This is a genomic window from Massilia sp. S19_KUP03_FR1 (genome assembly GCF_036688685.1).
Lineage (GTDB): Bacteria > Pseudomonadota > Gammaproteobacteria > Burkholderiales > Burkholderiaceae_D > JALYUM01.
Genome location: NZ_JAQQPS010000006.1, coordinates 158,441 through 168,893 on the forward strand (window position 1 = coordinate 158,441; position 10,453 = coordinate 168,893).

Annotated in this window: 10 protein-coding genes; 8 read left to right on the top strand and 2 right to left on the bottom strand. The window is 64.7% G+C overall.

Annotation, left to right across the window (positions count from 1 at the left end; all coding sequences use genetic code 11):
* Positions 1-164: 164 nt before the first annotated feature.
* On the top strand, positions 165-827 hold the full coding sequence (locus V6M87_RS08590; RefSeq protein WP_332876197.1) for a DUF4124 domain-containing protein: 663 nt from the start codon (positions 165-167) through the stop codon (positions 825-827).
* Between the two features lie 30 nt (positions 828-857).
* On the opposite strand, the gene V6M87_RS08595 is transcribed toward V6M87_RS08590, so the two are convergent.
* Positions 858-2,075 (bottom strand): YeeE/YedE family protein, encoded by a 1,218-nt coding sequence (locus tag V6M87_RS08595; protein ID WP_332876198.1) that lies wholly within the window; start codon positions 2,073-2,075, stop codon positions 858-860.
* Positions 2,076-2,175: 100 nt separating this feature from the next.
* On the opposite strand from V6M87_RS08595, the gene V6M87_RS08600 reads away from it, so the two are divergent.
* The 3 genes from V6M87_RS08600 (at position 2,176) to V6M87_RS08610 (ending at position 4,380) form a co-directional block, all read left to right on the top strand.
* Positions 2,176-2,835: a hypothetical protein gene (locus V6M87_RS08600; protein WP_332876199.1), complete on the top strand. Its 660-nt coding sequence runs from the start codon at positions 2,176-2,178 to the stop codon at positions 2,833-2,835.
* 191 nt (positions 2,836-3,026) lie between these two features.
* The gene (locus tag V6M87_RS08605) at positions 3,027-3,908 is read left to right on the top strand and encodes an ice-binding family protein (RefSeq protein WP_332876200.1); all 882 of its coding nucleotides are present in this window, start codon (positions 3,027-3,029) and stop codon (positions 3,906-3,908) included.
* 49 nt (positions 3,909-3,957) lie between these two features.
* Entirely contained in the window at positions 3,958-4,380 is a 423-nt protein-coding gene (locus V6M87_RS08610; RefSeq protein WP_332876201.1) for a lysozyme inhibitor LprI family protein, read from the top strand.
* Between the two features lie 64 nt (positions 4,381-4,444).
* Here V6M87_RS08610 and V6M87_RS08615 read toward each other — a convergent pair whose 3' ends face one another.
* Positions 4,445-6,097 carry a M28 family metallopeptidase gene (locus tag V6M87_RS08615; protein WP_332876202.1) on the bottom strand — a complete coding sequence of 551 codons (1,653 nt, stop codon included), beginning with the start codon at positions 6,095-6,097 and terminating at the stop codon, positions 4,445-4,447.
* Positions 6,098-6,214: 117 nt separating this feature from the next.
* Here V6M87_RS08615 and V6M87_RS08620 point away from each other — a divergent pair, with 117 nt between their 5' ends.
* The 4 genes from V6M87_RS08620 (at position 6,215) to V6M87_RS08635 (ending at position 10,441) form a co-directional block, all read left to right on the top strand.
* Positions 6,215-7,474 (top strand): O-antigen ligase family protein, encoded by a 1,260-nt coding sequence (locus tag V6M87_RS08620; protein WP_332876203.1) that lies wholly within the window; start codon positions 6,215-6,217, stop codon positions 7,472-7,474.
* Complete coding sequence (locus V6M87_RS08625) at positions 7,471-8,574, top strand: glycosyltransferase family 9 protein (RefSeq protein ID WP_332876204.1); 1,104 nt, start codon at positions 7,471-7,473, stop codon at positions 8,572-8,574. Before V6M87_RS08620 ends, V6M87_RS08625 begins: the two co-directional genes overlap by 4 nt.
* Positions 8,571-9,551, top strand: a complete 981-nt coding sequence (locus tag V6M87_RS08630) for a glycosyltransferase family 8 protein (RefSeq protein WP_332876205.1) — start codon at positions 8,571-8,573, stop codon at positions 9,549-9,551. Before V6M87_RS08625 ends, V6M87_RS08630 begins: the two co-directional genes overlap by 4 nt.
* 92 nt (positions 9,552-9,643) lie before the next feature.
* Positions 9,644-10,441 carry a sensor histidine kinase gene (locus V6M87_RS08635; RefSeq protein ID WP_332876206.1) on the top strand — a complete coding sequence of 266 codons (798 nt, stop codon included), beginning with the start codon at positions 9,644-9,646 and terminating at the stop codon, positions 10,439-10,441.
* Positions 10,442-10,453: the final 12 nt, after the last annotated feature.

The window sequence follows — 10,453 nt, forward strand, 5'->3', positions numbered from 1 at the left end:
CCGCGTCACGCTGCGCTTCTGACTCAGCCATTGACGAGAGACAATATTGCCCACGCGCATCTGCATAAACGCTATGCTGTGCATGCCCGGCGTTCTGCAGCAGAACCTGTCTTTGCAGTGCGCACCGACGGCAGCTTCACCATCGACCTTACAAGGAGCGTCCATTGAAATCCAGTCCGGCCAGGTATGTCATCGCTATCAGCTTGTGCACGCTCGCGCTTCAGGCCAATGGGCAGATTTCAAAATGTATTGATCCGAAAAGCGGGGCGACGACGTATTCCAACACGGGTTGCGCCACGCACGAACAAATAACCACCATCAGGACCGCCCCCGCGCCGACGCAAGCGGCACCCGCCGCCGCACCTGTAGCCGCACCTGTAGCGGCATCTGTTGCGGCAAGCCCCGCCAATTTGCCACCTGTGCTGCCGGACAAAGCAGCGACAGATCGCCTTGTCCAGGCTGAGCTGGCCCGATTGTCCAGAGAAGCGGACGCGGCGCGCAACAAGGCGAGCTCGTTCGAGTGCGAGCAGGCAAAAAGGGCACTGGCTGTTCGGCGAAGTCGGGTGACCAGATTCCAGTCCGATGCCCGGGAGCCTGCCATCGATGTCGACGGCGCCTGTGGGTACGAGCGAGCGCCGAATGCGCGACCTGAGCCGGTTGCGGGCGCCGATGCGGCGCGCAGCGGCGACCAGGCCCAGCTGGTCAATTGTGATCCGGCCGGGTGTTGGGACACGCGTGGTCGTCGTTATCCACGCGCCGGAAACGTACTGCAACGGCCATTTGGCGGCGTCTGCAATCTCGAGGGCAAGAAATGGAACTGCCGTTGATTCATAGCACCAAATAAATGTGCCAAAGGCTCAGCAGGCGGTGGGCCGCGCATGTTCGACTTCGAGGCCGAACAGCGGCCGCAAACGCGTGCCCAGCACATTGCCGATGAATGCGGCGACCAGCCACAGCCAGCCGTGCAGGCTGCCCGACACGATGCCGCTGAAGAAGGCGCCGATATTGCAGCCGTACGCCAGGCGCGCGCCGAAGCCCAGCATCAGGCCGCCCAGCACGGCAGCGAACAGCGAGCGCATCGGCACGCGCCACACCGGCGCATAGCGGCCGGCCAGCGCGGCGGCCAGCATGGCGCCGAGCACGATGCCGATGTCCATCACCGACGTCACATCCTGCGCAATGGGCGCGGCCAGCGCAGCCGCATTGGCCTTGGTCGACCAGTAGGCCCATTTGGCGGTATCGATGCCGAACACCGATGCCGCCTTCGCACCCCACAGCGCAAACGCGGACGTCACGCCCCACGGCCGGCCCGACAGCGCCATGGTGGTGAAATTGAGGACCACCAGCGCGAGGGCGCCGGCCACCAGCGGCCACGGGCCGTGCAGCCAGCGCGAGCCGTGGGCCGGCCGCAGTTGCGCGTTGAAGAGTTTGCCGTGACGGCGCTTCTCGACCAGCACCGTGAGCGCGGCGATCGCAGCAAACACGACCCAGTTCAGCGCCAGTGCCGGGGCCAGGCCCAGATCCTTGACCAGGGAAATCGGTTCCAGATGGGGCAGCGCGGCCCAGAACGGCATGTAGGCGGTACCAATCAGGGAACCGACCACGAAGGCGATCAGGGTGACAATCATGCGCGTGCTGCCGCCGCCCACCGTGTACAAGGTGCCGGAGGCGCAACCGCCGCCGAGCTGCATGCCGATGCCGAAGATGAAGGCGCCCACGATCACGGAGGTGCCGGCGGGCTGGATCAAGCCTGCCACGGGCGTGCCGAACAGCGTGCCGGCGGACAGCGCCGGGAAAAACAGCGCCACGCCGACCGCCAGCATCAGCATTTGCGTACGTAAGCCCTGGCCGCGCCCGTCGGAAATGAAGACCCGCCAGGCCGAGGTGAAGCCGAAGGCCGCGTGATACAGTGACACGCCGAGCAGCGCACCGACGACATATAAAGCGCTCCGGCGCGCACCGGCAACCTGGGCCAGATACCATGCGCCGCATACAAGGAACAGGAGTGCGACGCCAAGCGGGGTTGGATTCATGCCCGCGAACGGGCGCTGGGACAGCGATGCTGAAGTGGACATGTGGGAGGCTGACCGAAAGTAGATAGCCAGCCATTCTGGCCTCTTTTACGCATTCCTGTCGCTCACCCTGGCAGACACCCTCAATTCGCTACAAGGCTTCATGAAAAATCGCCTGCTGTTTGCCGCCACACTGGCCGCCGCCCTCCTCCTCGGCTGGTACGCCGCCCGTTATGCCGACCGCACGCGCGACGCCCAAGCGCAGCAACTTCAGTCGCTGGTTACGACCACGCAACAGGAACTGGCAGGCCACACCAGTTACACCTCTTACCTCACGGCGGGCAAGCAGACGCTGGGCGGACAAGTGAAGCTGCTGACCGCGACCTTGGTGCGCGAAGAAGGCCTCACGCAAATCATCCACCGCACCATCCTGCCGCACCTGGGTTCCAGCGGGACCGTCGCCATCTGGTACGCGGCCGAATATGCCTTCGGTTTCGATTTGCGGCCCGACCAGTTCGAGCTGCGCGCCACGTCGTCCGGCATCGAAGTGCGCGTCAAAAAGCCGGCGCTGGTGGCGACGCCGGCGGTCTCGAAGCTGACCTATAAAGTGCTCGAAGGCGGCGTCCTGGTCGACGAAAAAGCTGCCGTACTCAAACTGTACGAAGAGGCTGCCGGACGCGCCCGGCGTCAGGGCGCCGCGATGGCGAGCGACCCGGCGGTGGTGGCGCTGTGCGAGAAAAAGCTGCTCGAATTTTTGTATGGCTTTATCGAACAACAGCCGGGTGTCAAAGTGGTGCCGCGCATTACCGTGGTCTATCGCTAGCGCCGGCATCGCGGTGGCGCTGCGCATGGGCCGATTCACCACGAATATAATTTCCTTTGAGAATTTTCTCAATTAATTCATGGACTTGGACGAATTCACCTGCCGCGTCATCTACACTAATGCTTACTCGGGCGTGAAAATTCCATCAAGAATGATTGTGTGTCCTGAATAAATTCTGGTGCAGGATACCTATGTTCGCTGTTCATCAAACCGCTGTGCCGGCCACGCTGGCGCGCGCCAGCGCCGGGCGCAAGATCGCAATTGCATGCCTGCTGGCACTCGGATGTTCCAACGCCGCCTGGGCTACGCCCATCCTGGGGGCTGCACAATCGTTCACCGTGCTGGGCGGATCCACCGTGACCAACACCGGGCTGACCACGGTGAACGGCGACGTCGGTGTGGCGCCCGGCACGGCGCTGACGGGTTTCGGGTCGGCCACGCTGCTCGGCACGCTCCACAGCGATGACGCTGCCGCGACGCTGGCGCACGGCGACGCGCTTGCCGCCAACAACTACCTGGCCAGCCTGGCGTTCACGCGCGACCTGTCCGGCCTCGACCTGGGTGGCATGACGCTCGGCGCCGGCATCTACCGCATCGCCTCGAGCGCCCAGTTGACCGGGACGCTGGTACTGGATGCGCAAAACATGGCCAACGCGCTGTTTGTCTTCCAGATCGGCACCACCCTGACCACGGCCACCGCCGCGGCCGTGAACGTCATCAACGGCAGCGCGGACACCGGCGTGTTTTTCGGCGTCGGCACCTCCGCCGTGCTCGGCGCGGGCAGCATGTTTGCCGGCAATATCATTGCGAACGACAGCATCACCCTGAGCGCCGCAGCGTCGCTCTTGTGCGGCCGCGCGCTGGCCCTGAACGGCGCGGTGACGCTCGACACCAACCGGGTCTCGAACGATTGCAGCGCGGGCGGCGCGCTCGGCACCACCAGCCTCGACTATGGCAGCGAAGGCTTTGCCGGTATCGCCGCCGGGCAGGATCTGCCGGAGCCGGCCAGCGCGCTGCTGCTGCCACTCGGGCTGGCGGCGCTCGCGTACGGCCGCAGGCGCCGGGGGGCGTAAGACAGAGGCCGCCTATTCCTGGCGTGATCAAGAATCGAAAGGATGCAGTATGCGCATCATCGCTCTGATTGTTTTAGGCGCTGTTCTTGCACAGATGCCTGCTTCATTTGCTGCCGGTGCTGCCAAACGTGACGAATGTGCAGCAGGTTCCCAAGCCGAGATGCGCCGCTGCCTCGAAAAGACATCACTGGCAAGTGCAGCGACACTCGCCGCCGCCGAAAAAGCCGCGCTCTCGGCACTCTCACGTTGGGACGAAGATGACAAATATCGCCAAGCCGCAGCCGCTGCGCTGAACAAATTGTCCAAATCATTTTCAGGATTTCGACAAGTGCAGTGCGATTTCGTCTCCGCGCTTGGCGGAGGCGCAATCGGCAATGCCCTCGCGCTGCGCAGGCTGAGATGCATCAGCGACTTGAACCAGCGGCAAGCCGAGATGCTGCGTCTTGCAACGTCGGATCTGCCAGAAAAATAGCAAATGGGGGGCGCTCAGGCCCCCTGGCGGCCGATCGACGATCGTCGGCCGCCGCCATCGTGCATCACTTGTTGCGCTTCTCAGCGCTCGCGTCGCGCGCCTTTCTGAACTCCGAATCGGCCGACCAGTTCGGCCACGCAGCCGAATTGGCCAGATTCAGTCCCAGCTCATACAGCATCGCCACATCGCGCGCCATGCCGCCGAAGGTCCACCTGGGATCGAACTGGTCGGCAGGCTGATGATAGGCGACGGCCGTGTAGCGGTTCTTGTCGCCCTGCCCCGCCGCCACGCCACCGTCGATCCAGTCGTTGCCGGAACCGAAAGAGATCGCCGGCACGCCGCGCTTGGCCAGCGAGAAATGGTCGGAGCGGAAGAATTTTCCGGCTTCCGGTTGCGGGTCGGGCGTGTAGGTCAGGCCGCGCGCCCTGGCTTTGGCGCTGAGCAGATCCAGCAAGTCCAGTCTGGCGTTGCCCGAAATGGTGAAATTGCGCGCCGGGCCCTGCGGGCTGAGCGCATCCATATTGATCAGGCCGACGGTCTGGTCGAGCGGATACAGGGGATTGCTGGCGTAGTATTCCGACCCCAATAAACCTTTTTCTTCTGCCGTCACGGCCAGGAACAGCACGCTGCGCTTGGGCGCCGGATGCGCACCATACGCGCGGCCCAGCGCCAGCAAGGCGGCCAGGCCGGTGCCGTTGTCGACTGCGCCGTTGTAGATGGCGTGACCGGTGGCGTCGGGCTGGCCGATGCCGAGGTGGTCCCAGTGGGCGCTGTACATCACGTACTGGTCAGGATGCGCGCTGCCACGGCGCAGCGCCGCCACGTTCTTCGATTTGATGACGCGGGCATCGACCGCAAAGCTGGCCGAGAACGTCACGCCAGGCAGCGCCAGCGGCTGGAAGGCGCGCAGCTGTGCCTGTCTTTTTGCGGCGGCGAAGTCCAGCCCGGCGCGCTGGAACAGGCCCGCCGCAGCGTCAGCCTGGATCCAGGCTTCGAGCAGGCTGTGGGCCGAGGCCGGATCCTGGCGCGCGATGTCGTACATGACGTTGGTATTTGAGTTCTTGACCGTCGCCCAGCCGTACGAGGCCGGCGCCGTTTCGTGGACGATGAGGGTGCCCAGCGCACCGCGGCGTGCCATTTCCTCATATTTATAGGTCCAGCGGCCGTAATAGGTCATGGCCTTGCCGCCGAAGTCGCCCTCGCCGCCCTCGACATCGGGGTCGTTGATCAGCACCACGGCGATCTTGCCCTTCAAATCGACACCCTTGAAGTCGTCCCAGTCGCGCTCCGGCGCCGTGACGCCGTAGCCGACGAACACCAGCGGCGCGTTCTCAATGGCCACCTGGCGCGCGCCGTTCATGGCGGCGCGCACGGCGATCTCGCTGCCCTGGGTCCAGCTTTGCGTGGTCTTGCCGTCGCCCACCGACATTGCCATCGGTCCGGTGATCTCGAACCGTCCCAGCGGCACGTCCTGGGTCCACGCGCGCTTGCCCTTGACCAGGTCGCCCGCCGGCTGCAGGCCGGCCGCCTTGAACTGGGCGACCAGGTAGGCGATGGTTTTCGTTTCGCCGGGCGTGGCGACGGCGCGCCCTTCATAGGCATCGGACGAGAGAACCTGCACATCCTGCGCCAGCCGTCTGGCATCGAAAGCAGGGGCATCGGCCGCGTGCGCAGTGGCCACGGCGGTGAGTAACACAAGCGCGGAAGGTTTCAACAAGGCGTCTCCATCGAGATGAAATAGTGAGCAGAAATAGTACTGCCTTTTTCCAGCATCCGGCGAAATGGATGGGCTCCTTGCGCAGAGGCGGGGGGCGCCAGCGTATGGTTTACAATCGTGCCTCCTTCAACCCGCCTGCATGCTTTCCGCTTGGTCGCCTACACCTCATTTGCCGTCTTTATTTCATTCGCCCTGGCGCTGGTGCTTACCAGCGGCTCTTCATATGGCGCCGCGTTGCTGTTCCTGGCTGGCGCCGTGCTGCTGTGGAAACGGCCGGCCCTGCACCTGACCCGCGACGACCGCGTGCTGTGCTGGGTGTTCGCCGGCTACTTCCTGCTGCACACGCTGGACAACGGCCTGCAGCATGCCGCTCTGCGCGACTACGATGCGCCGGCGCGCTTCCTGTTTGCCGTGCCGGTGTTACTGGTGCTGTGCGCCTGGCCGGCCCGCGCCGCCGCCTTATGGAGCGGCGTGGCCCTGGGCGGCATCGGCGCCGGCATCTTTGCCGCCGTTCACCACACCGAGGTACGCCAGCTGACCCTGGGCGGACTGACCAATCCTATCCAGTTCGGCAACATCGCGATCCTGCTGGGCATGCTGGCGCTGGCCGGTATTGGCTGGGCACTGCAGCAGCCGCGCCGCTGGTGGTGGCTGACCCTGCTGGCGCTGGGTGCGGCCGGCGGGATCGTCGGCAGTATTCTCAGCAGCAGCCGCGGTAGCTGGCTGGCCCTGCCCTTCTGCCTGTGCATCATCATCGTCCACTACGCCTTGACGCATCGGCGGCGCGTGCTGTTTGCCAGCGTGGGCGCCGCGCTGATCCTGCTCGGCGGCCTGTACGCACAACCCGATTCCGCAGTACGCCAGCGCAGCCAGGAGGCCCACCAGCAACTGCAGGCTTACCTCAACGGACGCAGTGCGGACAGCACCGGCACCTCGATCGGCCAGCGCCTGGAAATGTGGCGCGCCGGCGTGACCATGATCCCGGGCCACCTGCTGCTGGGTGTGGGCAAGGCGGGCTACATGGCACGCAAGCAGGCCCTGATCGACGCCGGCCGCGCCAATCCCCTCATCGCCCAGCACACCCACCTGCACAACGATTTTCTCGATGCCCTCGTCAAGCGCGGCCTGCCCGGCTTGCTGGCCACGCTGGTGGTGCTGTTCACGCCCCTGTGGCTGTTCGGCCGCCACCTGAACGGCCCACGGGCAGTGCAGCCCTACGCGCTGGCCGGGGTGCTGCTGGTCACCAGCTACCTTGCCTTCGGCCTGACCCAGGCATTTTTTACGCACAATAATGGCGTCATGGTGTTCGCATTCTGGACCGCGATGCTGTGGACCTTGCTGCGCCTCCACCTTCCTTCTGCAACCCGCGCGCCATGAACCACCTGCCACTGATCCCTGCACCACTGTTGCGCACCTCCAACAAGATCCTGTTCATCGCGCACCTGGCGCTGGGCGATTTCACCTACCTGCAAAACTGCTTCGCCGCCTTCAAGCGCGCCTACCCGCACCTGGAAGTGCACATCTGGGTCGACGAAGTGCGCCGCACCACCGACGCAAGACGATGGCCGCAGCTGGAAAAATACGCGCTGTACGACTGGCTGGCGGCCTGCCCGTTTTTCAGCAAGGTCTACAGCAAAACCTACAGCCCGCAATTGTTCGACGCGTCGCTGCAGGAAGCGCGCGCCGAGCAATACCCGATCGTCGTCTCGCTGGCCACCTTGCGCCCGCACATGTACGCCGGCATCGCGCGCGCCATTGCGCCAGCCGGCTTCGTGGTGGGCATGCGCGCGCCCTTCAGCGTGCTGGCCCCGCACCACCTGCTGGCCTGGCGCAAGCTCGATGCGACCCTGTCGCCCAATCCGTTGCACGGCGTGCCGGGCCACCACATCAGCGATGTGTATGCCGACTGGTTCCACACCCTGAGCGGCATGCAGATCTCACCAGAGCAGCGGCTGCCGTTCGTGCTGGTGCCCGACGCCTGGCAGCTTGACGCGCGCACGCGCCTGGCAGACTGGGGATTCGCCGGCAAGGGCCCAGTGGTGTTCGTCAACCCGTTCGCCAAGACCAAAAAACGCTGCTGGCCGCTGGAACGGGTGGCCGCGCTGATCGCGGCCATGCAGCAGCGCGCCGAATGGGCCGAGGCCTGCTTCATCGTCAACGCCATGCCGCATGAACTGGAGAACGCGCGCGCGGTCGTGTCGTCGTTTGGCCTCGCGCGCACGCAGTTTTTCAGCGCCACGGATAATTTTTTCCAGCTGCCGGCGATGCTGGCCGAGTGCGACCTGATCGTCTCGGTGGAAACGGCCGTGATGCACCTGGCCAATGCCGTGCACGTGCCGGTGGTGGCGCTGATGCGCCAGAAGAACCCGGAGTGGGTACCGGTCGACCGCGCCCACAGCACCGTGATCACGGCCGCGCATCGGCGCGACTGGGTCAAGGAAATCCAGGTGCAAGCCGTGCTGGACGCGCTGCCATGATGCTGTCCGCCGCCCGCATCGCCCCAGCGCCGTCGAACGGGCGACCGACCTTTCACATCGCGTTTTGCGCGGACGACAATTACTGCCGGCCGATGGGCGCGACCATCGCTTCGCTGATCGCCAACAACCCGGGCCAGCATTTCACCTTCCACCTGCTGGCCATTGCCCTGTCCGAGGACAACCAGGCGCGCTTCCGGCGCGTGGCAGAGATGGGCGCCGCCACCCACATCCACCTGCTCGACGCCGCCCAGTTCGCGCCGTTTGCCAGCTTCCTCGGCCACTCGCACTACTCGCTGTCGATCTTCACCCGCCTGGTGATTCCCGACATGCTGGCCGGCGTGGCCGACCGGGTGTTGTACCTGGACGCCGACATCCTCTGCCTGGGCGGGCTGGATGAATTGTTCGACATCGATTTCGACGGCAAGCTGGCCGTGGTGGTGCCGGACGCGCCCATCACCACGCGCCGCCGCGTCGCCGCCCTGGGCTTGCCGCACAATGAATACTTCAATGCCGGCGTCATGCTGATCAATGTGGCGCCGTGGCTGGCCGCGGGCGCCACCGCGCAGGCGGTCGACACGCTGGTCAACTCGACACTCGACCTGCGCTTCAATGACCAGGATGCGCTGAACATCGTGCTCAACGGCCGCGCGCGCTACGTCGACCAACGCTACAACACGCTGTACGACCTGATCCACGACCTGCAGGTCAAGCGCACCACCCTGCGCGACCTGAATGGCGCGCGGCTGGTGCACTTCGCCGGCTCCGTCAAACCGTGGGCGGCCTGGAGCGGGCACGCCGCGGCGGCGCTGTTCGCCGCTTACCTGGTGCAGTCGCCGTGGGGCGACCTGGCGCTCGACGCCGCGCCGAAAAACACCAAGGAAATGCGCATGCACTCGCGCTTCCTGCTGCGCCAGGGAAAACCCCTGCAAAGTCTCGCCTGGTATGTGCGCTACCTGCGCAAGCGCCGCCGCAAATAGCACCCTGAAACCGCACCTGGCGCGGTATGACGCGCATCCGAATTGACTTATACTGGAGCCGCACTTCCCTCGCAGTCTGACCGGAGCGGAACATGAATTCGACCAGTACATTCAATCAGGAAGTGGCATGGGCGGCGGCGCAGTTGCGGCAGGACCAGACCGACGTCAACGAAGCACTGGTGCAAAAAATCTTCCAGTGCGAACGCGCCGAGGAAGCGCTCCGGGTGTCGGAAGGCAAGCTGCATGCGCTGCTCGCGCACCAGCTGAGCAATCGCGAAGACGAACGGCGCCGCATCGCCATGGAAATCCACGATACCCTTGGACAAAACCTGCTGGCCCTGCGCCTGGATGTGGCAGCGCTGTACCAGCACACCTCCGCGCGCCAGGCCCGCCTGCACGACAGGGTGGGCGCCGCCTTGCACAATCTCGACGACACCATTTACTCGGTGCGACAACTGATCGCCCACCTGCGGCCGTTCCAGCTCGAACTGGGCTTGCAGGCCGCGCTGGAGTGGGAAATCAATAAATTCCAGCGCGATCACGGTGTCGCCTGCAAGGTGGTGGGCCTGGAAGCGTTGCACGCGCTTGCCATGGACGAGGTCCAGCTGCTGACGCTGTACCGGGTGCTGCAGGAATGCCTGGCCAATATTGCCCGTCACGCCAGTGCGAGCGCGGTCAGCATCACCGCTGTGGCTATTAAAAAGATACTGAACATCACAATAAGCGATAACGGTATCGGTATTGACCCGGCCAATCCCCCCCCGCCCGCGTTCGGATTGATGGGCATGCGCGAGCGCTTGCGCGATGCTGGTGGCGGGTTTTGTCTCGCGCCGGCGGCGCCGCATGGCACCACGGTCACCATCACCATTCCCTTGTTCGCACAGAAATAAATTACACCGAAA